This window comes from Clostridium chromiireducens (assembly GCF_003575225.1).
Classification (GTDB): Bacteria; Bacillota; Clostridia; order Clostridiales; family Clostridiaceae; genus Clostridium; species Clostridium chromiireducens.
The window spans coordinates 46,930-72,367 of record NZ_QXDJ01000007.1 but is presented as its reverse complement, the minus strand read 5'-3'; the positions used below and the strand labels follow the sequence as shown (position 1 = coordinate 72,367).

The 25,438-nt window shown below is 31.6% G+C and carries 28 protein-coding genes and 2 tRNA genes; 2 read left to right on the top strand and 28 right to left on the bottom strand.

Features of this window, described 5'->3' with window-relative positions:
* Position 1: 1 nt before the first annotated feature.
* From D2A34_RS22405 to D2A34_RS22395, 3 genes are all read right to left on the bottom strand, one after another.
* Positions 2-77, bottom strand: a tRNA-Val gene (locus D2A34_RS22405).
* 7 nt (positions 78-84) lie between these two features.
* Positions 85-169, bottom strand: a tRNA-Tyr gene (locus D2A34_RS22400).
* 161 nt (positions 170-330) lie between these two features.
* Positions 331-732, bottom strand: coding sequence for a hypothetical protein (locus D2A34_RS22395; RefSeq protein ID WP_119367971.1), 402 nt, complete (start codon positions 730-732; stop codon positions 331-333).
* A 96-nt stretch (positions 733-828) separates the two neighbouring features.
* Here D2A34_RS22395 and yyaC point away from each other — a divergent pair, with 96 nt between their 5' ends.
* Positions 829-1,359 carry a spore protease YyaC gene (gene yyaC, locus D2A34_RS22390; RefSeq protein ID WP_079438895.1) on the top strand — a complete coding sequence of 177 codons (531 nt, stop codon included), beginning with the start codon at positions 829-831 and terminating at the stop codon, positions 1,357-1,359.
* A gap of 53 nt (positions 1,360-1,412) precedes the next feature.
* Here yyaC and mreB read toward each other — a convergent pair whose 3' ends face one another.
* From mreB to D2A34_RS22265, 25 genes are all read right to left on the bottom strand, one after another.
* On the bottom strand, positions 1,413-2,447 hold the full coding sequence (mreB, locus tag D2A34_RS22385; protein ID WP_079438896.1) for a rod shape-determining protein: 1,035 nt from the start codon (positions 2,445-2,447) through the stop codon (positions 1,413-1,415).
* 79 nt (positions 2,448-2,526) lie between these two features.
* The gene (gene spoIIID, locus D2A34_RS22380) at positions 2,527-2,781 is read right to left on the bottom strand and encodes a sporulation transcriptional regulator SpoIIID (RefSeq protein ID WP_079438897.1); all 255 of its coding nucleotides are present in this window, start codon (positions 2,779-2,781) and stop codon (positions 2,527-2,529) included.
* 109 nt (positions 2,782-2,890) lie between these two features.
* Complete coding sequence (locus tag D2A34_RS22375; RefSeq protein WP_079438898.1) at positions 2,891-3,622, bottom strand: M23 family metallopeptidase; 732 nt, start codon at positions 3,620-3,622, stop codon at positions 2,891-2,893.
* A gap of 420 nt (positions 3,623-4,042) precedes the next feature.
* Positions 4,043-5,101 (bottom strand): stage II sporulation protein D, encoded by a 1,059-nt coding sequence (gene spoIID, locus D2A34_RS22370; protein WP_119367970.1) that lies wholly within the window; start codon positions 5,099-5,101, stop codon positions 4,043-4,045.
* Positions 5,102-5,244: 143 nt separating this feature from the next.
* Entirely contained in the window at positions 5,245-6,507 is a 1,263-nt protein-coding gene (murA, locus tag D2A34_RS22365) for a UDP-N-acetylglucosamine 1-carboxyvinyltransferase (RefSeq protein ID WP_079438900.1), read from the bottom strand.
* Positions 6,508-6,675: 168 nt separating this feature from the next.
* Entirely contained in the window at positions 6,676-7,326 is a 651-nt protein-coding gene (locus D2A34_RS22360; protein WP_079438901.1) for a hypothetical protein, read from the bottom strand.
* A 311-nt stretch (positions 7,327-7,637) separates the two neighbouring features.
* Positions 7,638-8,045 carry an ATP synthase F1 subunit epsilon gene (atpC, locus tag D2A34_RS22355; RefSeq protein ID WP_079438902.1) on the bottom strand — a complete coding sequence of 136 codons (408 nt, stop codon included), beginning with the start codon at positions 8,043-8,045 and terminating at the stop codon, positions 7,638-7,640.
* Between the two features lie 15 nt (positions 8,046-8,060).
* Entirely contained in the window at positions 8,061-9,452 is a 1,392-nt protein-coding gene (atpD, locus tag D2A34_RS22350) for a F0F1 ATP synthase subunit beta (protein ID WP_079438903.1), read from the bottom strand.
* 11 nt (positions 9,453-9,463) lie between these two features.
* On the bottom strand, positions 9,464-10,318 hold the full coding sequence (atpG, locus tag D2A34_RS22345; RefSeq protein ID WP_079438904.1) for an ATP synthase F1 subunit gamma: 855 nt from the start codon (positions 10,316-10,318) through the stop codon (positions 9,464-9,466).
* A 39-nt stretch (positions 10,319-10,357) separates the two neighbouring features.
* Positions 10,358-11,872, bottom strand: coding sequence for a F0F1 ATP synthase subunit alpha (atpA, locus tag D2A34_RS22340; RefSeq protein ID WP_079438905.1), 1,515 nt, complete (start codon positions 11,870-11,872; stop codon positions 10,358-10,360).
* A gap of 10 nt (positions 11,873-11,882) precedes the next feature.
* Complete coding sequence (locus tag D2A34_RS22335; RefSeq protein ID WP_119367969.1) at positions 11,883-12,422, bottom strand: F0F1 ATP synthase subunit delta; 540 nt, start codon at positions 12,420-12,422, stop codon at positions 11,883-11,885.
* Positions 12,423-12,424: 2 nt separating this feature from the next.
* On the bottom strand, positions 12,425-12,904 hold the full coding sequence (locus D2A34_RS22330; protein WP_079438907.1) for a F0F1 ATP synthase subunit B: 480 nt from the start codon (positions 12,902-12,904) through the stop codon (positions 12,425-12,427).
* Positions 12,905-12,956: 52 nt separating this feature from the next.
* Positions 12,957-13,172, bottom strand: coding sequence for an ATP synthase F0 subunit C (gene atpE, locus D2A34_RS22325; protein ID WP_079438908.1), 216 nt, complete (start codon positions 13,170-13,172; stop codon positions 12,957-12,959).
* Between the two features lie 38 nt (positions 13,173-13,210).
* Positions 13,211-13,891: a F0F1 ATP synthase subunit A gene (locus D2A34_RS22320; RefSeq protein ID WP_182629443.1), complete on the bottom strand. Its 681-nt coding sequence runs from the start codon at positions 13,889-13,891 to the stop codon at positions 13,211-13,213.
* A 1-nt stretch (position 13,892) separates the two neighbouring features.
* Positions 13,893-14,258 carry a hypothetical protein gene (locus D2A34_RS22315; protein WP_079438910.1) on the bottom strand — a complete coding sequence of 122 codons (366 nt, stop codon included), beginning with the start codon at positions 14,256-14,258 and terminating at the stop codon, positions 13,893-13,895.
* A gap of 724 nt (positions 14,259-14,982) precedes the next feature.
* Positions 14,983-16,164, bottom strand: coding sequence for an acetyl-CoA C-acetyltransferase (locus D2A34_RS22310; protein WP_079438911.1), 1,182 nt, complete (start codon positions 16,162-16,164; stop codon positions 14,983-14,985).
* A gap of 119 nt (positions 16,165-16,283) precedes the next feature.
* A complete protein-coding gene (gene wecB / locus D2A34_RS22305) occupies positions 16,284-17,432 on the bottom strand; it encodes a non-hydrolyzing UDP-N-acetylglucosamine 2-epimerase (protein WP_079438912.1) in 1,149 nt (382 codons plus the stop codon).
* 156 nt (positions 17,433-17,588) lie between these two features.
* The gene (locus D2A34_RS22300; protein WP_079438913.1) at positions 17,589-18,083 is read right to left on the bottom strand and encodes a deaminase; all 495 of its coding nucleotides are present in this window, start codon (positions 18,081-18,083) and stop codon (positions 17,589-17,591) included.
* Positions 18,084-18,237: 154 nt separating this feature from the next.
* A complete protein-coding gene (gene upp, locus D2A34_RS22295; RefSeq protein WP_079438914.1) occupies positions 18,238-18,867 on the bottom strand; it encodes a uracil phosphoribosyltransferase in 630 nt (209 codons plus the stop codon).
* Between the two features lie 135 nt (positions 18,868-19,002).
* Positions 19,003-19,452, bottom strand: a complete 450-nt coding sequence (rpiB, locus tag D2A34_RS22290) for a ribose 5-phosphate isomerase B (RefSeq protein ID WP_119367968.1) — start codon at positions 19,450-19,452, stop codon at positions 19,003-19,005.
* Between the two features lie 69 nt (positions 19,453-19,521).
* On the bottom strand, positions 19,522-20,571 hold the full coding sequence (locus tag D2A34_RS22285; protein ID WP_119367967.1) for an L-threonylcarbamoyladenylate synthase: 1,050 nt from the start codon (positions 20,569-20,571) through the stop codon (positions 19,522-19,524).
* A gap of 39 nt (positions 20,572-20,610) precedes the next feature.
* Positions 20,611-21,198 (bottom strand): hypothetical protein, encoded by a 588-nt coding sequence (locus D2A34_RS22280; RefSeq protein WP_119367966.1) that lies wholly within the window; start codon positions 21,196-21,198, stop codon positions 20,611-20,613.
* A gap of 64 nt (positions 21,199-21,262) precedes the next feature.
* Positions 21,263-22,345 (bottom strand): peptide chain release factor 1, encoded by a 1,083-nt coding sequence (prfA, locus tag D2A34_RS22275; protein ID WP_079438918.1) that lies wholly within the window; start codon positions 22,343-22,345, stop codon positions 21,263-21,265.
* 99 nt (positions 22,346-22,444) lie between these two features.
* Positions 22,445-24,205: a peptide chain release factor N(5)-glutamine methyltransferase gene (gene prmC, locus D2A34_RS22270; RefSeq protein ID WP_119367965.1), complete on the bottom strand. Its 1,761-nt coding sequence runs from the start codon at positions 24,203-24,205 to the stop codon at positions 22,445-22,447.
* A gap of 25 nt (positions 24,206-24,230) precedes the next feature.
* Complete coding sequence (locus tag D2A34_RS22265; protein ID WP_079438920.1) at positions 24,231-24,815, bottom strand: thymidine kinase; 585 nt, start codon at positions 24,813-24,815, stop codon at positions 24,231-24,233.
* Between the two features lie 330 nt (positions 24,816-25,145).
* Between D2A34_RS22265 and rpmE the strand changes: the two genes are divergently transcribed.
* Positions 25,146-25,355 (top strand): 50S ribosomal protein L31, encoded by a 210-nt coding sequence (gene rpmE, locus D2A34_RS22260; RefSeq protein WP_079438921.1) that lies wholly within the window; start codon positions 25,146-25,148, stop codon positions 25,353-25,355.
* Positions 25,356-25,438 lie beyond the last annotated feature (83 nt).

Here is a 25,438-nt window from a genome sequence, read left to right as displayed (position 1 = left end):
ATGGTGGGCACAACAGGGCTCGAACCTGTGACCCCCTGCTTGTAAGGCAGGTGCTCTCCCAGCTGAGCTATGCGCCCATCTTAATGGTGGAGGAAGATGGATTCGAACCATCGAAACGAAACGTAACAGATTTACAGTCTGCCCCCTTTGGCCACTCGGGAATTCCTCCATATTGTTTTGTTTGTTGCACTTGTCGTATTGCTAATCAACAATGATTAGTATATCTGCAAAGTGATTTTATTTCAACTCTATAATTACTCTTTTTAGCGAAATTATCCCCGGATTACTTCATATTTCTACATCATACTTCCATTTAACATAGTAATCTAATTATTTTTTTATTTTTTCATTTATTCTCTTTATATCTAAAAATGAAGAGCTTAGTTGTTCCAGTTTATTGTAATCCTCACTCGAAAGTCTCTTCTTTAAAAGCTTAAAAGCATTTATTACTCCTTTTTCCTCATCAGGTTCTTCATAATATTCTTTTATTCTTCCCATATCTAGTGCTGATAGTTTTTTCATTATTTGTTCTAATTCTTTCTTATTTTCAGGTGATAATTGTTCCAATATTTTTCCTTTATTTACTTTATATATTGATTTTGTATATGACACCACCGTTTCAACATCTTCTTTTTTTGCACTCATTTGACCCTGTGGTTCCCAGTAAAATACTAAATAAATATTCATTATTACTGTGATAAATAAAAATAAACCTATTAAATACTTCTTCATAAATACCTCCTTTATTACTATTAATTACCATTTATATTTTTTTTATACTATCTTCTTTCTATTCCTCATATATATCTATAAAGGGGGTATATATTCTTGATGAAACCAGATATTAATCTTAAATTTAATTACAATCTAACTTTAGAAATTAAAAATTATATCACCGAAAATACGGTAATAGTTTGCATTGGTACTGATAAATGCATTGGAGATTGTCTTGGTCCATTAGTTGGAACTATACTAACTGAGAATTTCTTCCCCCTACCTGTTTATGGTACCTTATCTTCTCCAATTCACGCCTTAAATATAGATGAACGCTTAAGTGAAATACAATCCAATCATCCTGATGCATCTATTATTGGCGTTGATGCTTGTTTGGGTGATGAAGACGACATAGGTGAAATTCGCATAAGAAATTACGCAATACATCCAGGTAAAGGCGTGGGCAAGGAGCTTCCAGAAGTCGGAATTGCATCAGTTATTGGTATTGTTGACTCTAGCGACAATGCCGAATTCTTCTTTTCTCGCAGTATAAGACTTTCTTTTATTATGGATATGGCTAAGATTATATCCAGAATTTTTATGGAAGCCTATAACTTAAATCGCGGGCAATTCCCAACCATTTAAAATTTCATAAAAAATAACAGCCAAAATTACTTATTTTGACTGTTATTTTTCTGCTATTCTATAAGCACTATTTGCTGAGAGTTTACATCTCCATCCAACTTGTCTATGTAACTAAGTACTTTACCAGTTCCTTTAGCGACACACTCTACAGAATCTTCAGCAACCATTGCCGCTACTCCTGTCTTAAATTCTATAAGCTTATCTAATCCGTGTATTAACGCACCTCCACCGGTCATTAATATTCCTCGTTCGATTATATCTGAAGCCAATTCAGGTGGTGTTTTTTCTAACACTTTTTTTACTGTGTCAACTATTATTTCTACAGGTTCTTTTATTGCATTTCTTATCTCTTCTGTTGTAATTTCTACTTCGTCTGGTAATCCTGTGATAAGATTTCTACCTTTCATCATACATGATAGATTTCTAGAATTCTTAAATGCTGAACCAATATTAATTTTTAAATCCTCGGCTGTCTTTTCACCTATCATTAACTTATATTCATTTCGCACATACTTTATTATAGCATCATCAAATTTATCTCCAGCCACTTTTATTGATTCTCTTTCTACTACTCCACCCAGTGAAATTACAGCGATATCGCAAGTCCCTCCTCCAATATCTACTACCATGCATCCATTAGGCTTTGTAATATCTAGCCCTGCTCCAATAGCAGCTGCTAACGGTTCCTCTATTAAATGAACTGTTTTTGCTCCTGAATTCATAGCTGCATCAATTACAGCTCTCTTCTCTACTTCTGTAGCTTGAGATGGTACGCAAACAATTACTTTAGGAGCCCTAATACCTCTTTTTCCACATGCTTTCCTAATAAATTCTTTTAGCATCTTTTGTGTTATGTCATAATCTGAAATAACACCATCTCTTAACGGTCTTACTGCAACTATATTTCCGGGGGTTCTTCCTATCATTTTTCTAGCTTCTTCACCAATAGCCAACAATTTATTATTATTTTTATTTATAGCTACAACAGAAGGCTCTTTTAATATCACCCCTTTACCCTTTACATAAACTAGTACAGTTGCTGTTCCTAAGTCAATCGCAAGGTCTATCCCTGTTCTCCAAAAGCACATCTCTTATTCACTCCTATAATACATATTAATACCTATGTTTACATAATTCTACTAATAATATATTATAGACTTAATCTTATTAAGATTCAATAATTTTATATTTCATTTGAGTGGCTTTTCCACCTCTAATATGTCTCTCAGCTTTATTCAATTCTAGAATTGAATGAGTTTCTTGTGCTATTTCTGGATTAATTTTTAAAAGTCTTTCTGTCATATCTTTATGAATCGTACTTTTACTTACTCCAAAAACTTTGGCAGTTTTTCTTATTGTAGCTTTTGAATCAATAATATACTTTGCTACATCTAAGACTCTTTCCTCAATATAATCTTTCAAAATACCACTTCCTTTAATTAAATACTTTTATAAATTACATAATCTCACATTTTGTATTAGTCATTCATTTTGAATTAATGAATGACTAATATTTTGTTTTCATAAAATATTATTTAGATTTTAATTTAAAATATTTTTCTGGATTAACTTGTTCTCCATTAGCATCAATTACTTGTAAATTTAAAAACTCTCCAAATGAATCTTTACTAAATACCTTTGCAGTTTCTCCAACTTTCGCGATGACTTGATTTGCTGTAACCTTACTACCTTTTTTTACTAAAACATTGGCATCAAGATTACCATATCTTGTTCTCAATCCATTTGCATGTTTAATTTCTACAACTACACCTTCTTCTACTCCTGAATTATCTACAAGCTCTACTACTCCATCGGCTGCCGCTTTAACATCTGTGCCTATTTTAGCTTCTAAGTTTACACCTCTAATAGTTCTAAAAATACCTTCTTCTACTTTTACCGGTGCTGGATAAGTATATTTTCTGCTCTCAACACCATCTAAAGGATTCACAAAACTCACTGTATTATTTGTAGCTACCGTAGCTGCTTTTTCTGTCTTTGTCTTATCAGTTGTATTTTTATTACTTGAAGAATTATCAACTCTCTCAGCATTCTGAACTTCATTAACTGTTTTTCCACTGTCGTCTGAGTTCAATGTTAATTCTTTATTAATATCTTCAGTCTTATTAACTTCACTTCTATTGCTCAGCATTTTATAAGAAATAGTTCCAACTGTAACTATTATGCAAAGACAAAGGAATAAAGCGATGTAAAATCCCTCCTTCCTAATCAAATTTCTGAATTTCTCTTTTAAATTTTTGTTCAATATGAACACCTCCTATTGTTATAGTTCCCTTTTTATGAAAAATAATACATAACCAAGCACTTTTATTACATTTTATTTTTCATTTTTTAAAATTTTCAATAATAGACCGCGAACATTTACCTAGTACTAATAATTATGAACTCATAACTCATAAGCTATAATTTATAACTACCAAATCCTAGACTTTCACCTCTTTCATGTATAAGTTCAACTAAATTTATAGGGATTATTATTCGCTGCTTCATATAGCACTCCATTATAATTTCCAATAAAATTTAGTGTTAGCTAGATTATGTCCTTCTTCTTATTCTTTAAACAAAAAAAGAAGAAATATTTGTAATATTTAAAATTAATTACAAATATTTCTTCCATATTAATATTTTCCAAACTTAGTTCACTGTATCTTGAAATAATTCCATGTCATTTATATTCTATTTCTTGAATTTTTACTCCATTATAGTAATGCTTAAGAATTTCCTCATATGCAGAACCATTTTTAGCCATGACATTTGCTCCCCACTGACTCATACCAACGCCATGACCATAGCCTGTACAATTCACAGATACTACATTATTCTCAAAACTCAGCTTAAAATTTGTTGAATTTAAATCAAATAGCTCCCTAAACTCAGTCCCTTTTATGGTAGTGTTCCCCACCTTTATTTCCTTTACGCTACCACCCTCAGTATAACTTTCTATCTTAATTTGAGATAATAAATTATCTTTCTTAATATTTGAGTTTGTATATCTTCCAGTTACTTTATTTACAAATTCACTCACCGGAATTTTTATAGTTGTTTTATACTTTGGAGCAATTTCCTCACCTTTGCTTTCTTCAGATTTTAAATATGGTACATCAACTGAGAATACATCTTTAGCATCTTCTGTTTTACCTGAACTGGTTGCAAAAAATTGAGGATATTCTAACACTTTCCCATCATAAGTAAGAACTTGACCCTTTGTATCTAAAACTGACTCTCTTATCCTTTCCCAGTTGCTCTCTGCTTGACTTTTCCCCCATTTAGATACTCTTTCTTCTTTACTCATGTAAACTTGACAATTTATAGTATCACAAACTTCTGCTCCTTTTGCTTTAGAGTCTTTATCTGGATTATTCCTTTTATTCATATAAAATGTTCTTGCTGCAACTGCCTGAGCCTTTAACGCTTCTTCTTCAAAGCTAGCTGGGACTTCACTTGCTACAACTCCCATTATATAATCTTCCAAATCTAATTCCTCAACTCTATCTTCCGACTTACGGTAAAGCTTAACTTTCCCATCAACAGGAAAAACTATGTTTGAATTCTTTACTATATCATTATTGTCCAAACTAAATTCACTGTTAATTCCCTTTCCAGTGCCAAGAAAAATTAAAGGCAGTACTACTAATATAATAACAATAAACACGGTCATGACACCGATTGTCTTCACACTGCTATCTATCTTAATATTTTTAGTTTTTACATTAATTATTTTCATAACTTATCCTCCTAAAGCCTGCACTATAAAGTATATGTTTAACTTTTATAATTATGTTAACTTTTATGCATTCCACTTCACCCTAAATTTAAACATAAAAAAGACTATCTAAAAATAAGATAGCCTCTTGCAATCTTTCATATTTAAACATTTATCCTGTAAATTTCTGCTCCTAGTCTTCTAAATTTTTCTTCAATTTCAACATATCCTCTGTCAATATGGTAGATATCACTTATTTCAGTTTCTCCTTCCGCTACCAAACCTCCTAAAATCAATGCTGCCCCTGCTCTTAAGTCCGTTGCCTTAACCTCACATCCCGTCAATTTTTGTGCTCCTTCAATTATAGCTGTCCTCCCATCGATTTTTATATTAGCCCCCATTCTTTGAAGTTCTGCTACATGCATAAATCTATTTTCAAAAACTGTTTCTGTAATAACACTTACACCTTCAACAATTGATAATAAGCTCATCATCTGTGCCTGCATGTCAGTTGGAAATCCAGGGTATGGAAGTGTTTTTATGTCTAGAGGTTTCTTAGTGGCTCTTCCATCCACAATTACTGAATTATTTATATATTCACTAAACTTAACTCCGCATTCTTTTAGTTTTTCTATCACAGGTCTTAAATGTTCTTCATTTACTCCATTAATCTTTAGCTTACTATTTGTAATAGCAGCAGCTATCATAAAAGTTCCTGCTTCTATTCGATCACATATAGGCCTATAGCTTATTCCCTTCAAGCTTTTTATTCCTTCTATAGTTATTTTTCCAAATCCAGCTCCCTTTATTTTAGCACCCATTTTATTTAAGAATTGTGCTAAATCCCAAATTTCCGGCTCTTCTGCTGCATTTTCTATTATAGTGGTACCCTCGGCAAACACCGATGCCATCATGATATTTTCTGTTGCACCAACTGAAGGAAAATCTAGATATATTCTGCTTCCAATCATTTTTTTCGCCTTCACTTCTACAAAACCATGCCCCATTATAATGTCAGCTCCAAGTAACTTAAACCCCTTAAGATGTAAATCGATTGGTCTACTTCCTATGTTACATCCACCTGGTAGTGATAGCTTGCAATATCCAAATCTGGCAAGCATAGGCCCCATAATCAAGAATGATGCTCTCATCTTCCTCATAAGTTCTGTATTTGCATCCATCTCTACTATATTCTTTGTATCTATAGTTAATCTATTGTTTACATTTGAAATATTAACATCACAATTTAATTCACTTAATAGTTTACATATAACATCAACATCTTCTAATTTAGGTGTATCCTCAATAACTATAGGCTCTGGGCACAATATAGTTGCTGCAATTATAGGTAAAATTGAATTTTTAGCACAGCTTATATTCACTTCACCCTTAAGTTCCTTTACACCTTTAACCACTATTTTCTCCATATTATCCTCCATAATGAATTGTTAAGCATTTGAAATGACTATCCAAATGATTTATACTTTGTATCATTAACGCATTAAGATATTTTCCTTACATCAAATTGTAATTAAAACTTACTTACATTAAATGAAACAAAATAAACAATCATATTGAAAAGTTCTCAATATGTCTTAATATGTTGCAAATATTATTGGCGTACCAATTATTATATGTGAACCAGTATTATATTTGACTTGTGCAAAATTAATTCTATCTTTATTATTTAGATATCCGGTTCCTACATAACCATTATTAATATTTGTAGTTTTTATATCTTGTAGGTTATTCTCACTAATGAACTTACTTATTAAATTTTCATTATCTATATCATCGATTTTTCCTTCATAATATAAAAAATATTGTATATCCTTTAATTTGTGATCATCTAATTTATGAACAATATTTTTCAAATCAGTGGCTGAATACTTAGAATTTTTATTTATCAATATAATCTCGACAAAATTGTATTGAGTATCACTCCACAACTTCACACTTGCGCTTAAATCTTCATTAATAATTTCAAATTCATTTTCTCCAAGTTCCTTATATAATCCCTTTATGTCTTTAGTTAGGCATTCTTTTATTCTAAAGCGCTCTATATCAATTGTTTCTTTAGTTTTATATTGAAATTTCACACCATTTTCTTCAAATTCACTTACACATGAAATATTATTTTCTATAATGCTAAATGAATTATCCGTATCACTCATATTCTTAGAAATAGCTCCTATATTTAAAAAAGATAATAATATAAAAGCGATTATACTTAGTCTTATATTCATATCTAATCCCCCTCATTTATCCAATAGCTAGCATCCGTAATACTCTTTAATAACGGTTGCACGGTCCTGAATTAGTTCAACTAAATTCAGTAGGAGTGTAAAACTCCACCTAAAAAGCTTCACTTTATCTTTCTTAAATTATGGCCAATCTTCTAATTTTTATTCCCTTTTCTATCCAGCTATATATATATAATATAAACTTATTAAAATTTTGTGATAGATTGTCAATATATAGAATAAAAAAATAAAGTGCACATGTTTAATATAGATTTTCATCCACACTGCACATGTTGCACTTTAAATTCACAAACCTATTTCTTAGTGTTTGTTAATATTAATCTTTGTTTTGCTCTAAGCAAAGCTGATTCTGCTCTCTCCTTGTTGTATAAACCAGCTTCTCTCAATCTATTTTCTGCTCTTACCTTGGCATCTTCTGCTCTTGCTGTATCAATATCTTCCTCGAATTCAGCAGCATCACTGCAAATTATCATTTGATTATTGCTAACTTGAGCAAGTGCCTTTGAAATGAATAACTCATTATCAACGCCTTGAGCATCTTTAAATCTTGCAATACAAGGTATAGTACTTGCTATCATACTTGCATGATTAGCATAAACTTCAAAGCCACCGTCTGCACTTTTTAAAGAAACTTTCTCAATTTCTCCACTGTAAACTTCACGGTCAGGCGTAATGATTTTTAGTAAAAAGGTATTAGCCATAATTGCTCATCCCCTTTATCCTATACTTTTTGCTTTTTCTATAACTTCTTCTATAGAACCTGCAAATAAGAATGCAGATTCTGGTAAATCATCATATTTACCCTCAAGAATTTCTCTAAATCCTTTTACAGTTTCCTTTACCGGAACATATTTCCCTTGCATTCCAGTAAATTGCTCAGCAACTGTAAATGGTTGTGATAAGAATCTTTGTATTCTTCTTGCTCTTGCTACAACTGCCTTATCTTCATCAGATAATTCATCAACACCTAAGATTGCTATAATATCTTGTAGCTCTTTGTATTTTGCAAGAACACGCTTAACACCAGCAGCTACATCATAGTGTTCTTCTCCAACTATTCTTGGATCAAGAATTCTTGATGTAGATTCTAAAGGATCAACCGCTGGATATATACCAAGCTCAGCTATACCTCTAGATAAAACTGTTGTTGCATCTAGATGCGAGAATGTGGTCGCTGGTGCTGGGTCTGTTAAATCATCGGCAGGAACATATACCGCTTGAACTGATGTAATAGATCCATTGACAGTTGATGTAATTCTTTCTTGAAGGGCACCCATTTCAGTCGCAAGTGTTGGTTGGTATCCAACCGCTGAAGGTATTCTTCCAAGTAATGCCGAAACCTCAGAACCTGCTTGAGTATATCTAAATATGTTATCAATAAATAGTAACACATCTTGACCCTTATCTCTAAAATACTCTGCCATAGTAAGTCCTGTTAAAGCAACTCTCATTCTAGCACCTGGCGGTTCATTCATTTGACCAAATACCAAAGCAGTCTTACTAATAACTCCCGAATCTTTCATTTCATGGTATAAATCGTTACCTTCTCTTGATCTTTCACCAACTCCAGTAAATACTGATAATCCACCATGTTGAGTCGCAATATTATTTATTAATTCTTGTATTAATACTGTTTTACCAACTCCGGCTCCTCCGAATAGACCTATCTTACCACCTTTTTGATATGGTGCAAGTAAGTCAACAACCTTAATTCCTGTTTCGAACATTTCAGGTTCAACTGATTGATCTTTGAAGCTTGGTGCTGCTCTATGAATTGGATATTTTTCATTTATTTCAATATCTCCAGCTTTATCGATAGTTTCTCCTAAAACATTGAATAATCTACCTAATACCACTTCACCTACTGGTACAGAGATTGGTGCTCCTGTATCAACAGCATCCATTCCTCTTTTTAAACCTTCTGTAGCTGACATAGCGATTGTTCTAACTATATCATCTCCAACGTGTTGCTCTACTTCAGCTACTAATTCGTGATCTCCCATATTAATATTAATCGCATTATATAGATTTGGAAGAGAATCCGAATCAAATTTTATATCTATTACCGGTCCAATTACTTGAACTATTTTCCCTATCTTTCCAGGCATAAGATACCTCCTTACGTATTTTGAGCTGCTGCTCCTCCAACAATTTCACTTATTTCTTGCGTAATTACGCCTTGTCTAATTCTATTAAACTTAAGTTTTAAATCTGATAATAAATCATCAGCATTTTTTGTAGCCCCATCCATAGCTTGCATTCTTGAACTTTGCTCACTACATTTAGAACTTAATAAAATACTTCTAATCTTTCCCTTTATATAAATATTAAGAGCATCCTCTAATATTGTTTCTAAATCTGGTTGTATAATAGCAGAATTTGTATTACCTTCAGATTTCTCTATCGGTAATATTTTAACAGCCTTCGGCTCCTGTTTAACTGCTGACACAAAATTAGAATATACAATATTAATTTCCGAAACTTCTTCATTCAAATACATATCAAGGGCTTTATCAAATATCATTTTTGCATCACTTACTGTCGGTAAATCTGAAATACCAACATACTCTGCTATAGGTTCAAGTTTTGCTCTTCTAAGGTAACTACCACCTTTAGCACCAACTAAAATAATCTTAGCATTTTTTCGCTTTTCTCTAGTTATAGATTCTAAGTAAGAAACTACATTACTATTGAATCCACCACATAAGCCTGAATCTGAAGTTATTACTACGTATAATTTATTCTCACTCTTGTTTCCATTAATGTAAATATTATTACCGTATCCAGACACAGTACTTGCAAGATTTTTTATTATTGGTTCAGTTGCGTCAATAAATCCATTATTCACTGTTAATTCATTTTTGGATTTTCTCAGCTTAGAAGTGGCAACAAGCCCCATGGCATTTGTGATTTTTCTGGTATTTTCTACTGATTTAAGTCTCTTTTTAATATCTAGAAGTCCAGCTGCACCCATGATTTCCACCTCCTAAAGAAGGGCATAGCTTAATTTAAGCTATGCTTCCTTTAAAAATATCTTTTTAAACTCAACTATTGCTTCCTCTAACATAGATTTTATTTCATCAGTTAAAGTTTTTCCCGCAACAATTGATTGTTCTATTTCTCTATGATGAGTATCAATATATTCTAAGAATTCTTTTTCAAATCTTCTTATATCACTAACTTTAATGTCTGATAAGAAATCATTAACTGCAGCATATAATATTACAATTTGCTTTCCAACTTCTATTGGACTATATTGATCTTGCTTTAACACTTCAACCAATCTCTTACCTTTTTCAAGTCTTCTACTAGAATCACTATCTAAATCAGATCCAAATTGAGCAAAAGCTTCTAATTCTCTATATTGTGCAAGTTCAAGTCTTAACGTACCACTAACTTGTTTCATTGCTTTAATTTGCGCATTACCACCAACTCTTGATACTGATATACCTGCATTTACTGCTGGTCTTTGACCTGCATTAAACAAATCAGATTCTAAGAATATTTGCCCATCTGTTATTGATATAACATTTGTTGGTATGTACGCAGTAACGTCTCCAGCTTGTGTTTCTATTATTGGAAGAGCTGTTAATGATCCTCCACCTAATTCCTTAGATAATTTTGCTGCTCTTTCAAGCAATCTTGAATGGATATAGAAAACATCCCCTGGATAAGCTTCTCTACCTGGCGGTCTCTTAAGTAATAATGACATAGCTCTATAAGCTACTGCATGCTTAGAAAGATCATCGTATATAATCAATACATCTTTCCCCTTATGCATAAAATATTCTCCTATTGTACATCCTGCGTATGGAGCTAGATATTGTAATGGAGCTGATTCTGATGCTGTAGCACTTACAACTATAGTATAATCCATAGCTCCAGTTTCAGTAAATGTATTTACTAAATGAGCAACTGTAGATTGCTTTTGTCCAATGGCTACATATATACAAATAACGTCTTTACCTTTTTGGTTAATAATAGTATCTATACCTATTGCAGTTTTACCTGTTTGTCTGTCCCCTATTATAAGCTCTCTTTGACCTCTACCAATTGGAATCATTGAATCTATAGCTTTTATCCCAGTTTGTAATGGTTCATTAACTGAGCTTCTGTCAATTATGCTAGGAGCTGCAACTTCTATAGGTCTAGTTTCAGTTGTAACAGCTGGGCCTTTTCCATCTATCGGTAACCCTAAAGCATTAACAACTCTACCTATTAGAGACTCTCCAACAGGAATTTCAACTACTTTACCCGTTCCTTTAACAATGTCACCTTCTTTTATTCCCTTTTCATCTCCTAAAAGAACGCAACCAACGTTATCTTGTTCAAGGTTTAAAGCCATTCCGTATACATCATTAGGGAATTCCAATAATTCCCCTCCCATACAATTATCTAATCCATAAACTCTTGAAACACCATCTCCAACTTGGATTATAGTACCAGAATCTACCGTTTTGATTTGTTTTTCGTATTTTTCTATTTCTTTTTTAATAATAGAAGTTATTTCTTCTGGTTTAATATTCATGGATTCACCTCTATTCTTTCTTAAGCATTAAATCTTTCATTTCTTGTATTTTTGATCTTACAGTACCATCGATAACATCATTTCCAATTCTTAAATAAACTCCACCTAAAACGCTTTTATCTATTTCAGTTTCAAACAATATTTTCTTTTCATACTTTTTCTCAAAAATTACCGTTAACTTTTCTAATTCCTCTTGTAAAATCGGTACAGCTGTTTTCACTATACCTCTAAGGATATTTTTTCTTTCTAAATCGATATTAATTAATTGATTTAGCTTTCCTCTTAAGTCAAGTATTCTATTTTTTTCAATTAATACAGCCATAAAAGAAAGTAATTCATTATCAATTTTCCCTTTAAATAAGTCAGTAAAAAGTTGTTTCTTTTTTGTTGTATTAATTTCTGGATGTTTAACAATTTCATAAAAGTCTGTGTTATTTTCAATTAGGTCACAAATTTCCTTTAAGTCTTGTATGTATTCATCCACTTTGTTGTTTCTTTCAGCAATTTCATATAAAGCTAAGGCATACCTTCGATCTAAATATTCATACATACTTACATACCTACCTTAGCAATAAAATCACCAATAAGTTTTCTATGTGTATCTTCATCAATTTGTTGTCCTAAAGCTTTAACTGAAAGTTCTATTGCTAAATCTACTGCTTGTTTTTTAATTTCGTATTCTGCTTTTTCTTTTTCTCTTTCAATTTCTAAACTTGCTCTTTCTTTTAATGAATTTGCTTCTGTTTTAGCATTTTGAACAATTTCTGCATAAAGTTTATCACCTTTTTCTCTTTGTCCTTCAGTGATTTTTTTACCTTCTTCTTTAGCTGATTGTAAAATTTGTTCATTCTTTACTAAATACATTCTTGCTTTTTCAGCATCTTCATCAGCCTTGCTTATTTTTTGGTCTATAAGATTTTGTCTCTCTTCAATTATTCCTTTGATTTTATTCCAAAAGAAATGTCTTAAGATTAAAATTATTATACCAAAATTAATCCAGTTCATTATCAGTGTTGATATTTTAATCTCCATTTTTACCTATATCCTCCCTTCGGAGTCAATGTAATTAACTCATGCGAATTCATTATTTGTTCATTAACATAAATGCCATTACTAATCCGTATATTGCAGTTGTTTCACAAAGTGCTGCACCTAATATTAAGAATGTCATTATTTTTCCTTGTGCTTCTGGTTGTCTTGAAACTGCTTCAACTGCTTTACCAGTTGCTACTCCAATACCTATTCCTGCTCCAATACCAGATAATACAGCTATACCAGCTGCTAGAACTCCTAAACTCATTATTATTCCTCCTAAATTATAGTTGATTTGTTTTTCTTTTAATGCTCTGCTGTTTGTTTGATATTGATCATAGTTAACATGGTAAATACTATCATTTGAATCAATCCATCAAATATATCAAAATATCCATGTACTATAATTGGTATACCCAATTGGGCAAATATTGATATTTCACCTAATTTCTCATACACAAGCTCTAACAATATTACCGCCGCAATCATATTCCCAAAAAGTCTCAGAGCTAAAGACATTGGTAATATAAATCTTTCCAATATATTTAGTGGTAACATAGGCGCAAATGGATGTAATAATCCCTTACCAAAACCAAGGATTCCATGTTTCCTAATAGCGTTTATATTTACAACTAAAAATGTGGATATTGCAAAGGATGCTGTTATACTCAAATCACTTGTTGGCGGTCTAAAGCCTAATAATCCAACAAGGTTCAGTGTTAGTAAATAAATCATTAACGTTCCTATATAAGGCAAAAATGATTCATATTCTTCATCCATAGTATTAACCATGAAATCCCTTATTGTTTGATAAATATTTTCTAACGCTGATTGAGTTTTATTAGGTCTTAACTTTAGATTTCTTGTTAATAGAAAAGCACCTATTCCTAAAATCAAAATGACAATCCATTCGATTATTATCCCTGCGGTAATATCTACTGTAAAGCCAAAAATTTCAGGAGAAAATATAGGTATAACCGGCTCCAATCTAAACACTTCCTTTCCTATTTTCTTTAATACGAAAAACTATAAGTAGAACATAATGCGAAATAAAGCCCATCATATAATATATTACGTATTCCATATTTTTCAGAAAAGGTGACACTGTAGCAATTATAAATGCCATTCTCACGAAATACGTTGGAATTATAATCCATGCTTTATTCTTCTTCAGAAATTTTCCAATGACATAACCACTAGCTAGAAAATTTATTAAGGAAACACAAATGCCTATCATATAGATTCCTGCATTTATAAAGGTGGAAATTAAGATTATTACTAAAGATATCAATAATCCGCTTCCAAGACTATATTTTAGCGTGTGCAGAAGCAGTTTATTCACTTCTTTATTCATACATAACCCCCTTAACCTCAATATCAGTAATTATATCTTTATATCTTTCTTTAATAAAACACTGTTTTAAAGTAAAATTTGCTTATTTTCCGTATAAAATCAGTTTATGTCGTATTTGCTCTAAAATGCTTAGTCAATATTAGGTTTTACTTCATCTTCCTCATTTTATGAATGTTTGTTTTTTTTTAACATCTTTTTTCAGAATTTTCTGTAATATGAATAATTTATTTTTTATTTTTGTTAACATTTTCATTCCATTTTATGTATTTTTTATTATTCAAAAACACCTTTAAATTCGGAGATATATCTACTTTTTTCTAATTTTAGGATTATAGGGCTATAATTTTTTCATCTTGATTAGTGAATATATAACCTTATTGTTATGCAATATTTATTTTTTTTAGGCTTCATAGTTACACTATGTGATATTAAATTAACATAAGAACTTCTTATTTAGTCAGTATTACAAAGTATTAAAAACTTTATTATGACGTTTCCTCCCCTCTTAACTTGCACTCCGAGCTAGTGCAACTTAAACTTTCTTAAAACTTTAAATTCAAACTAGCTATAATACATATAATTAAACATATTTTTTTAAATATTGTTTTTATTTTTCTCTCGGTTTTATTTTTTATACATAATTCCAATCAATAATTTTATCATAATAAAAAAGGTTACTATGTTAGACTACATAGTAACCTTTCTCAATTAATTTAAACTCTAACTAAACTCTTTCAACAATAAGAGCTGTTCCAAGTCCTCCACCAATACAAAGTGTTGCAAGCCCTCTCTTAGCATCTCTCTTTTCCATTTCATGAAGAAGAGTAACTAAAATTCTAGCTCCTGACGCTCCAACTGGATGACCTAAAGCTATAGCTCCACCATTTACATTTACCTTAGACATATCAAAATTCAAGTCTTTAGCAACTGCTAAACTTTGAGCTGCGAAAGCTTCATTAGCTTCAATTAAGTCTAAATCTTCTATTGTTAAGTTAGCCTTTTCTAAAGCTTTTTTAGTTGCATGGAATGGTCCATATCCCATAATTGCTGGATCTAATCCTTTTGATCCATAAGAAACAATTTTAGCTAATGGCTTAAGACCTAATTCTGCCGCTTTTTCTGCACTCATAACAACAAATGCTGCTGCTCCATCATTAATTCCAGAAGCATTTCCTGCAGTTACTGTTCCTTCTTTAGCAAATGCTGGTTTCAATTTTCCTAAAGAATCAGCAGTTGTTCCGAATCTTGGGAACTCATCTGTATCAAATACTTTTGGTTCTCCTTTTCTTTGTGGAATAACAACTGGAACTATTTCATCTTTAAATCTTCCAGATTTAATTGCTGCTTCAGCTTTTTGTTGAGATGCTGCTGCAAAAGCATCTTGCTCTTCTCTAGTTAATCCCCATTCTTTTGCAATGTTTTCTGCTGTAACACCCATATGATAGTTGTTAAATGCATCCCATAATGCATCATTTATCATTGAGTCTACCATTTTTCCATCGCCCATTCTTTGACCCCATCTAGCATTTTTCATTAAGTATGGAGCTTGTGACATGTTTTCCATACCACCAGCAATGATAACTTCAGCATCTCCTGCTTTAATCATTTGAGCTGCTAAGCTAACTGCTCTAAGACCTGATCCGCAAACTTTATTTATTGTCATAGCTGAAACTTCTTGTGGTAATCCTGCTTTAATTGTTGATTGTCTTGCAGTGTTTTGTCCAAGTCCCGCTTGAATTACATTTCCCATAATAACTTCTTCAATTAATTCTGGTTTAACTCCAGCTCTACTTACTGCTTCTTTAATTACTAAAGCTCCCAAGTCTGCTGCTGATACATCTTTTAATGCTCCACCAAAAGTACCTAATGCTGTTCTTACTGCACTTACAATAACTACGTCTCTCATGTTTGACCTCCTAAAATCTTATAATATTTTATTAATTCTCGTTAAATTATTAACATAATTAAATTATACCTGCTATCATTTCTTTTATCAAGTATAAATTGTTAAATTTTAGACAAACTTTATCTTTTAAATTCTTCTACTTCTTTTGAACTTAAATTAAAGTATTTCAATATAGCATCTGCAATTCTTCTTGATGCTATACCATCGCCATATGGATTAATTGATTTACTCATTTTAGAGTACGAATCCGAATTTCTAAGTAACTCATTTGCCGCCTCTACTATCGGGTCTACATCCGTTCCAACTAATTTAACAGTTCCAGCATCTACTGCTTCAGGTCTTTCTGTAACATCCCTTAATACAAGTACTGGCTTTGCTAAATGAGGTGCTTCTTCTTGCAATCCTCCTGAATCTGTCATTACCATAAAAGACTTATTCATTAGATTATGGGTTTCTTTTGTATCTAACGGTGGTAGTAAATGAATTCGTTCTTTTCCTCCAAGTCTTTCAAATACAACATCCTTAACTACAGGATTTAAATGAACTAAGTATACTAATTCTACGTCACTATTTTGTTCAACTATTTTATTTAACGCAATACAAATATTTTGAATTCCTTCTCCCCAATTTTCTCTCCTATGGGCAGTAATCATTATCACTTTTTTACTAAAATCAATATTATTCAATTCTTCAGTTTCAAAAATGTAATCTTCCTCAACAGTATGCCTCATAGCATCGATTACTGTATTTCCGGTAATATATATATCACTTTCATTTATTCCTTCTTTTAGCAAATTCTCTTTCGAACCTTTTGTTGGTGCAAAATGTAAGTCTGCTAAACTTCCTGTTAATTTCCTATTCATTTCTTCTGGAAACGGAAAATACTTATTAAATGTTCTAAGTCCAGCTTCAACATGCCCAACCTTAATTTGCTGATAAAATGCAGCTAGAGAGCCTGCAAATGTAGTTGTTGTATCTCCATGAACTAGTATCATGTCAGGTCTTTCTTCTTTAAACACTTCCTCTAAGCCTTCCAAAACTCTACCTGTAATTCCAGTTAACGTTTGCTTTGTTTTCATTATGTTTAAATCAAAATCAGGTTTAATATCAAATAGTTCTAGAACTTGATCCAACATTTCTCTATGCTGAGCTGTTACACAAACCTTTGATTCTATTTCTTCTCTTCTTTCTAATTCCTTTACTAAAGGTGCCATTTTTATAGCTTCGGGCCTTGTTCCAAAAATAGTAATAATCTTCTTTCTACTCAATTTATTTCCTCCTATATATAAGCTATTATAGATTTTAATCACCTTGTGCATATATTTAAATTTGACACGAATCTACCTAGAATTTTCAAATCCTAAAAATAAACCCAACTCGCATATGCTTGTTGGATAATATAAATGCTAAAATCCTAATAAACTCTAGTAACCTGCATCCTTCATAATTTTTAAAGAATCATCATTTTCTATCCATGAATTCACACTTATTTCTCTACATTCATCTTTAGAATCTCTTATAATAACATAAGCAATTCCCGAATTAATTATTAATCGCTTGCACATTGAACAGGAATTAGCATCTTTAACATATTCTTTTGTATTTGCATCTTTTCCAACTAAATATAAAGTAGCTCCTATCATATCTTTTCGAGAAGCACTTATAATTGCATTAGCTTCACTATGTACACTTCTACAAAGTTCATACTGTTTTCCTCTTGGAATTTTGTGTTCTTCTCTTATGCAACTGTTTAAATCAATGCAATTCTTTCTACCTCTAGGAGCACCTGTATATCCAGTAGAAATTATTTCATCATTTTTAACAATTATTGAACCATAATTTCTTCTTAAACAAGTTCCTCTTTCTAAGACTGTTTCAGCAATATCTAAATAATAATTCTGTTTATCACGTCTCTCCATTTTACCATCCCCAAAATCAAGTTGTGCCAGGTTACTTAAAGAACAAAGAGCAAAGCTCTTTGTTAATTAATTTAACAGTAAATAAATCTAATATATTTATAAGTCTAAAGACCTCTTAAATATTATTCTTAAAATGAACATAGATTTAGTACCACTACTTAGTTCCAAATAATCTATCTCCTGCATCACCAAGACCTGGTACAATATATCCATTTTCATTCAATTTCTCGTCTATAGAAGCTAAGTAAATATCAACATCATCATGAGCTTTTTGTATTGCTTCAATTCCTTCTGGAGCTCCTACTAAACACATGAGTTTCATATTTTTAGCACCTCTATTTTTTAGCATCGTTAGAGCATCTATTGATGATCCTCCTGTTGCAAGCATTGGATCAACAACTATTATATCTCTTTCAGCAATATCTTGCGGCAACTTACAGAAGTATTCTACTGGTTGAAGTGTTTCTTCATCTCTATATAATCCGATATGTCCAACCTTTGCTGCTGGAATCAAGTTAATTATTCCATCTACCATACCAAGACCAGCTCTTAGAATGGGAACAACTGCAATCTTCTTACCTGCAAGCATTTTACATCTTGCTATAGCCACCGGCGTTTTTACATCTACTTCTTCCATATTTAAATCTCTCGTAACTTCATAGGCCATTAACATAGAAATTTCTTCAACTAATTTTCTAAAATCTTTCGACCCTGTTTCTTCATTTCTTAAAATTGCTAATTTATGTAATATTAGCGGGTGATTTATTTCTGTAACTTTACTCATCTTTATTCCTCCACGTTTAACTTTCATATTTATTCTCTCACATTATGTGATTTTTTCTAATTAAATAATCTTAATTGCAGCATAGCTGCTTTTTTCTAATATAAATGTTCCTAATTGCAGCATAGCTGCTTTTTTCTAATGTGTATATTTTTTTTCAATTTCTGAAATTTTATCTATTCTATTTTGGTGTCTATCCCCTTCAAATTTAGCTGTAATAAAAGTATTTACTATATCTAAAGCAAGACCTGCTCCGACTACTCTTTGGCCCATTGTTAAAATATTTGCGTTATTATGTTCTCTTGTTGCATGTGCGCTAAAAGTATCAGAACATAACGCTGCTCTAATTCCTGGAACTTTATTCGCTGCAATGCTAATTCCTATTCCAGTACCACAAATTAATATACCAAATTCGAACTCTTTTGATACGACTGCTTCTGCTACAGGTAATGCAATGTCAGGGTAATCGCAAGAATTAGTAGAGTGAGTCCCAAAATCTTTCACTTCATGATTTTCACTTTCTAAAAACTTGATAATCTCGTTTTTTAATTCAAATCCACCATGGTCACATCCAATTGCAATTTTCATAATCAAACCATCTCCCATTAATATTTAATCTTAAATTTAGTTTATGTCAAATATATTGATTATATATAACTATACATCTATGATATCAAATCCTGCAGCCTTATTTAATCTATTCATAATAGCTATACCTAAACCTTCTTCTTTATATCCTTCTGCTAGAATTAAATCCGCATTTAAATCATCACATTTTCTTAAAGCTTCAAATAGACTTTTAGCAACTGTCGCTAAATTAAATATACTTCCCATAACTATGCAATCACCCTCTGTATATTCATTCACATTTTCTTCGACAGTAAGAATACAAACATTTTTACCTTTTTCTATATTATAGTGTACCATTTCTTTTATTTTTTCAATAGTTTTTTTTCTTTCTCCGGAAATTATTGTCACTTTGGCATTTGGTGCATAATGTTTATATTTCATTCCTGGGGCCTTCGGTTTCAATCCCTCCCTGGGTTTCTCCATTATAGCTTTATCTATTTCAATTGATGAATCTATTTCTTTAAGCATTTCCAACGTAATACCGCCTGGACGCAGAACTATAGGAGGGACCACAGTGCAATCAACAATTGTAGACTCTACTCCTACATCACTTTGCGTTCCTCCTAGAATACAGTCTACTTTTCCATCTAAATCCTCAACACATCTTTGAAAATCTGTAGGACTTGGTCTTCCACTTATATTAGCTGAAGGAGCGGCAATTGTGGTATTTGATAATTCAATTAGCTTTCTAGCTATTTCATTATCCGGCATTCTGATGCCAATAGAATTCAAATCTGCACTAGTCACATTGGGTATTATGCCCTTTTTTCTTAAAATTATTGTAAGCGGTCCTGGCCAAAACTTATTTATAAGTTTATTAGCCACTTCTGGAATTTCCATAACATATGGCTCTATATTTTTTGATGCCACATGGATTATTAACGGATTATCTTGAGGCCTACCTTTTGCTTTAAATATCTTTTCAACCGCAGTTTCATTAAGAGCATCTGCCCCTAGCCCATAAACTGTTTCTGTCGGAAAAACGACTGTCCCTCCATTTTTAATAAATTCTGCCGCTTCTCTTATCTTTTCCTCATCTTCCTTAACATCCTTAATTATACTAAACTTAGTTTCCACCTTTTCTACCTCCTTTCTTCTTTTTATATGTCTTATTTCTTAAACTATAAGCTGTCCCCTGGCTATTTTTATATTTTGTATACTATCATCAGTATAAGTAGCTTTAACACAATTCCTGTATATAGAATCCAATAGTAAATACTTCTTCAATCCACCTCTCTTGATTACCTGCAAATAATAATCTCTCTGAGGATTAATTTGTTTAACGACATTGTAATCTTCTGCAATTTGTGGGTATCTTTTAAGGACATTCGGGTCAATTAACCTCAACCCTCTGTTTTTAAACTTTACACTTGTTACCAAAACAATTTCTAAATCATAGTCTGATTTGTTTGTATGTACTAAAATAACTTTATCACATATAATTAATGATTCCTTAGATAAAATTCCAACTTTAAAAATCAATCTATTACTAGAATATCTATATTCCACTTTGTAAGCATTCATTTTAATTATGATAGATATAATAATCAAAATTTCAATAAAAACAACATAACTTGTGTAAAATATAGTAGTTAATCCAGTCACTATTAATATTAGTGGAAGAATACTCCCAATAATAACCATAATAATTAAAAACATCTTCAAATGTAATCTTTCCTTTTTTATAGCTTTATATATATCCATATTTAGTCCCCCAAATTACTTTTAAAGCCCTACATATACAATGCAAGGCTTTATTGAGTAATTATTACATTTGTGTATTTCCCATTAACTTCATTTTCTCAGCCTGATCTTCTGTAATAAGTGCATTTATCATTTCGTCAAGATCTCCACTTAAGAATGCGTCTAATTTATATAAAGTTAATCCTATTCTGTGGTCAGTAACTCTTCCTTGTGGATAATTATATGTCCTTATTCTTTCACTTCTATCCCCTGTACCAACTTGACTTTTTCTATCTTCAGCTATTCCTTCTGCTCTTTCTCTCTCTGCTTGTTCATAAAGCCTTGATTTTAAAACCTTCATAGCCTTTTCTTTATTTTTCAATTGTGATTTTTCATCTTGGCATGAAACTACAAGACCTGTTGGTAAGTGAGTAATTCTTACAGCTGAATCTGTAGTATTAACGCACTGTCCCCCATTTCCCGAAGCTCTGAACACGTCAATTCTAACATCTTTATCTGCTACTTCTATTTCAACATCATCTACTTCTGGCAGAACTGCTACTGTAGCAGTTGATGTATGAATTCTTCCACTTGATTCAGTATCTGGAACTCTTTGTACTCTATGAACGCCACTTTCATATTTCAATTTAGAGTACGCTCCGTTACCTTTAATCATAAATACAACTTCTTTAAACCCACCAAGATCTGTTTCGTTTAAACTCATAATTTCTGTAGACCATCTTTGAGTTTCCGCATATCTAGTGTACATTCTAAATAAGTTATATGCAAATAGTGCGGCCTCTTCTCCACCTGCGCCCCCTCTGATTTCAACAAATACATTTTTATCATCGTTAGGGTCTTTTGGAAGTAATAAAATTTGAATTTCTCTTTCTAATTCAGATTCCCTATTTGTGAGATCAGATATTTCTTCATTTAACATCTCTCTCATTTCTTTATCACTTTCACCACTTAGCATTTCCTTGTTAGCTTTTAAATCTTCAGTTACTTTTTTATAATCTCTGTAGGCATTTACGATAATCTCTAAATCTGCATGTTCCTTACAAAGTTTTCTCCATTCATTTTGGTTTTGCATAATTGATGGATCACTAATTTTAACTGATAATTCATCATATTTATTTTCTATAAAGTCTAATCTATCTAATAACATTTAATCACTCCGTACTTTTTTTTTCACATTTCTACATTATATCATATTTTATGTGGTTAACCAACTAGCCATTTTTTTAATTTGAGTTTTTATATTTAATTATATTCTAATTCCAATTACTATTCTATCAAGGCTCGCAAAATCTTTAATAACTTTTATATCCTCGAAGTAATGTTCTTCCATTAATAATTTTACTGCTTCTCCTTGATTATATCCTATTTCAAATGCTAATATTCCAGATTGTTTCAGTACATATTGACTTTGATCAATTATCTTCCTATAAAAATCTAACCCATCTGTTCCACCATCCAAAGCAGTATGAGGCTCATAATTTTTAACATCATCCATAAGTTTATCAATCTCTTCTGCCTCTATATATGGGGGATTAGAGACTATGATATCATACATCTTTTTATCTTCTATAGGTTTTTCTAACAGATCACTCTTTATAAACGCTACTCTATCTTCCATTTTGTTTTTCTTTATATTTATTAATGATACTTTTTCCGGAATTGGATAGTAATCAATTAAATCCACCTTTATATTTTGTCTATAATGAGCTAATGCTATACCAATTGCCCCTGATCCACAACACAAATCACACACTTGCTTTTCTTCATTTTCTCCTATACTTTTTAACACCTCATCAACTAGTATCTCTGTATCATCTCTTGGAATTAGAACACCTTCCTCAACATGATAGTCAATCCCCATAAACTCACACTTATTTAAAATATATTTAACAGGCATTTTATTTCTACGTTTTTCTATAAATTTAAAATATCTTTCCGCCTTATCTGCACTAACTTCTTCTTCTTTGTGGGTAATTAAATAAATTCTGCTCTCTTCTATTATGTTACCTAATAGCAGTTCAGCATCTAATCTTGCTGTATCAATTCCACTTTCCTTTAGCGTAGAGGCTCCTGCATTTATTAATTCCTCTATACTTTTATTTGGATCTTTAATTCCTTCTGCCGCTTTTAAAGACGCTATAGCGACTTCTATTTGAGAATCATCAGGTTCCTTAGTCGTTAGCAACTGTAATTTAAGACCAGGATAAGCTATTATCTTCGATAAAATACCATCATCTTTACCAAGCCATTTTATTAGTTCATAACTAATTCCCGTAACAACCGGTATAAGCACAATTCTAAATAATAATCTTTCAACAATACCTCCCCATCCTGTAAACGAAAAGACTATTATACTAACAAGCATTACTAAGAACAAGAAATTAGTTCCACATCTTGGATGCAGCCTTGGCTGTTTTCTAACATTTTCAACCGTTAATTCTTCCATTGCTTCATAGCAGAATATAGTTTTATGTTCTGCTCCATGATACTGAAATACCCTATAAATATCACTAAGTTTACTGATAAAAAACATATATAGCAAAAGAATAGTAATTCTTATGCCTGCTTCTATTAAATGAAGCATTATATTTGAAATTCCTGTTTCTTTAAAAAATGATGCAATCCCTGTTGGTAACGCAACAAAAAGTCCTATAGCAAAAATGAATGAAATAAACATCGTTATTCCCATTAATACGTCGTTAGCACTTTTCCCTAATTTATTCTCTAACCACTTTTCAAATTTTGATGGCTCCTCATTTTCATCTTCTAAAAATGTGGCAGAATAATTTAAAGATTCCATACCCACTTTCATAGATTCTATTAGCACAAAAAAACCTCTAAGAAATGGTATATTTAAAAACGGATATTTCTTTGTTACTGGCCTATTATCTTTAAAATCTATTTCTATCTTTCCATTAGGAGTTCTAACAGCTGTTGCTAAGCTTTTACTACCTCTCATCATAACGCCTTCTATAACAGCTTGACCTCCAACATCACATCTTCTCATTAATAAAATCACTTACTCTCTTTTATTATTTTTCTTTATATTTATAATAACATTCTCCACATAATGATTCATATTCAACATTATTTTGTTCATCTATAGCAATCTGTTCACCTTCAAACACAAATCTATTACTTACCTTTCTACCATTAAATATAGCTTTCTTTCCACACGCACATATTGTTTTCATTTCTTCTATGCTGTGTGCTAATAATAGCAATCTTTTACTCCCCTCAAACCCATCCATTTTGAAATCCGTCCTAAGTCCATAGCATATTATAGGTATATTAATTCTCACTGCTATTTCAAATAATTGGTCTATTTGTTCATGTTTCATAAATTGGACTTCATCTACTAATATACAATCTATGTTTTCACCTTCGTTTAAATACTTATGTATTATCTCTAAAATATTGTCGTTCTCCGAAATCAATAAATCAACTTGTCTATTTACCCCAAGTCTAGATACAAGTGTATTTCCACCCTTATTGTCAACTTTAGGTTTTATAATAATCACTTTCATCCCGCGTTCTTCATAATTATAAGCAACTTGCATTAAATGGGTTGACTTACCTGAATTCATAGCTCCGTATCTAAAATATAATTTGCTCATCTTTAAAGTACTCTCCTTTTAAAGGTATCATACACGATTATATCATTTAATACTCATCATAAAAAGACATTTTTATATTATTTGCATCTATATTTTATCCTATAGATAGCACCTGAAACAATTACTCTTTTTCAAGTAGGAAATAACAGCTACAAACTCCTGGACAAGGTGCCCTCCGAGGGTATAAGCTCAACTAAATTCAGCTGGAGTTAAGACTCCATCTGAAAAGTTTCACTTTATTATTGACGCTAAATTTCCACTATGCTATAATCTAATGGTTGTTATTGAATAATTAACATAAGTTTATATAATTGAAAGAGGTGAAAAATAATGAGAGAAGGCATACATCCAGAATACCACCACGAAACAGTGGTTAAGTGTGCATGTGGAAACACTTTCACTACTGGTTCTGTTAAAGAAGAACTAAAAGTTGAAATATGCTCTAAATGCCACCCATTCTTCACTGGTAAACAAAAAATTGTTGACGTTGGTGGAAGAGTTGATAAATTCAACAAGAGATTCAACCTTGGCAGCAAGTAATATCCTTACGGAAAGACAATGTCTTTCCTTTTTTTGTTGCATTTTATAAATATGTAAAAAATTTAAATAAGGCTAATTAAAAC

What these genes read in the sequence shown, in the direction of transcription:
- D2A34_RS22395 (WP_119367971.1), bottom strand. Translation starts at nt 732, where the DNA reads ATGAAGAAGTATTTAATAGGTTTATTTTTATTTATCACAGTAATAATG.
- mreB (WP_079438896.1), bottom strand. Translation starts at nt 2,447, where the DNA reads ATGTGCTTTTGGAGAACAGGGATAGACCTTGCGATTGACTTAGGAACA.
- spoIID (WP_119367970.1), bottom strand. Translation starts at nt 5,101, where the DNA reads ATGAAAATAATTAATGTAAAAACTAAAAATATTAAGATAGATAGCAGT.
- murA (WP_079438900.1), bottom strand. Translation starts at nt 6,507, where the DNA reads ATGGAGAAAATAGTGGTTAAAGGTGTAAAGGAACTTAAGGGTGAAGTG.
- D2A34_RS22360 (WP_079438901.1), bottom strand. Translation starts at nt 7,326, where the DNA reads ATGAATATAAGACTAAGTATAATCGCTTTTATATTATTATCTTTTTTA.
- atpC (WP_079438902.1), bottom strand. Translation starts at nt 8,045, where the DNA reads ATGGCTAATACCTTTTTACTAAAAATCATTACGCCTGACCGTGAAGTT.
- atpD (WP_079438903.1), bottom strand. Translation starts at nt 9,452, where the DNA reads ATGCCTGGAAAGATAGGGAAAATAGTTCAAGTAATTGGACCGGTAATA.
- atpG (WP_079438904.1), bottom strand. Translation starts at nt 10,318, where the DNA reads ATGGGTGCAGCTGGACTTCTAGATATTAAAAAGAGACTTAAATCAGTA.
- atpA (WP_079438905.1), bottom strand. Translation starts at nt 11,872, where the DNA reads ATGAATATTAAACCAGAAGAAATAACTTCTATTATTAAAAAAGAAATA.
- D2A34_RS22335 (WP_119367969.1), bottom strand. Translation starts at nt 12,422, where the DNA reads ATGTATGAATATTTAGATCGAAGGTATGCCTTAGCTTTATATGAAATT.
- D2A34_RS22330 (WP_079438907.1), bottom strand. Translation starts at nt 12,904, where the DNA reads ATGGAGATTAAAATATCAACACTGATAATGAACTGGATTAATTTTGGT.
- atpE (WP_079438908.1), bottom strand. Translation starts at nt 13,172, where the DNA reads ATGAGTTTAGGAGTTCTAGCAGCTGGTATAGCTGTATTATCTGGTATT.
- D2A34_RS22315 (WP_079438910.1), bottom strand. Translation starts at nt 14,258, where the DNA reads ATGAATAAAGAAGTGAATAAACTGCTTCTGCACACGCTAAAATATAGT.
- D2A34_RS22310 (WP_079438911.1), bottom strand. Translation starts at nt 16,164, where the DNA reads ATGAGAGACGTAGTTATTGTAAGTGCAGTAAGAACAGCATTAGGTACT.
- D2A34_RS22300 (WP_079438913.1), bottom strand. Translation starts at nt 18,083, where the DNA reads ATGGAGAGACGTGATAAACAGAATTATTATTTAGATATTGCTGAAACA.
- upp (WP_079438914.1), bottom strand. Translation starts at nt 18,867, where the DNA reads ATGAGTAAAGTTACAGAAATAAATCACCCGCTAATATTACATAAATTA.
- rpiB (WP_119367968.1), bottom strand. Translation starts at nt 19,452, where the DNA reads ATGAAAATTGCAATTGGATGTGACCATGGTGGATTTGAATTAAAAAAC.
- D2A34_RS22280 (WP_119367966.1), bottom strand. Translation starts at nt 21,198, where the DNA reads ATGGATATATATAAAGCTATAAAAAAGGAAAGATTACATTTGAAGATG.
- prfA (WP_079438918.1), bottom strand. Translation starts at nt 22,345, where the DNA reads ATGTTATTAGATAGATTAGACTTTATAGAAAATAAATATGATGAATTA.
- prmC (WP_119367965.1), bottom strand. Translation starts at nt 24,205, where the DNA reads ATGAGAAGATGTGATGTTGGAGGTCAAGCTGTTATAGAAGGCGTTATG.
- D2A34_RS22265 (WP_079438920.1), bottom strand. Translation starts at nt 24,815, where the DNA reads ATGAGCAAATTATATTTTAGATACGGAGCTATGAATTCAGGTAAGTCA.
- rpmE (WP_079438921.1), top strand. Translation starts at nt 25,146, where the DNA reads ATGAGAGAAGGCATACATCCAGAATACCACCACGAAACAGTGGTTAAG.